General features: G+C 37.3%; 1 protein-coding gene. It reads left to right on the top strand.

Annotated features, from left to right (window positions below; all coding sequences use genetic code 11):
- The coding region (locus FUA24_RS03040) for an aspartate-semialdehyde dehydrogenase (RefSeq protein WP_148540012.1) at nt 1-565 on the top strand (565 nt) is incomplete at both ends.

Below are 565 nucleotides of genomic sequence, written 5' to 3'. Positions count from 1 at the left end.
ATATTGCGCTATTTTCTGCAGGTGGAGACACCTCTTTAGAATGGGCTCCTAAATTTGCACAAGCTGGTACTACTGTAGTTGATAATTCTTCAGCTTGGAGAATGGATCCTACAAAAAAACTAGTAGTGCCTGAAATTAACGCATCTGTTTTAACTAAAGATGATAAAATTATAGCAAACCCTAACTGTTCAACAATACAGTTGGTTATGGCATTAAATCCGCTTCACAAAAAATATAAAATGAAACGTGTGGTTGTTTCAACATACCAATCAGTTTCTGGTACAGGTGTTAAAGCCGTAAAACAATTAGAAAACGAAATTGCAGGTATTGAAGGGGAAATGGCCTACCCATACCCAATTGGTAGAAACGCATTACCACACTGTGATGTATTTTTAGAAAATGGCTATACCAAAGAAGAAATGAAGTTAGCCAGAGAACCTCAAAAAATTATGGACGACAGAACATTTTCTGTATCAGCTACAGCTGTTAGAATTCCAACAGCAGGCGGGCACAGTGAGTCTGTAAACGTTGAGTTTGAAAACGATTTTGATTTAACCGAAGTACG

This window comes from Seonamhaeicola marinus (assembly GCF_008085455.1).
The sequence above is the reverse complement of the archived record's forward strand: the minus strand, read 5'-3'. Positions and strand labels throughout refer to the sequence as shown.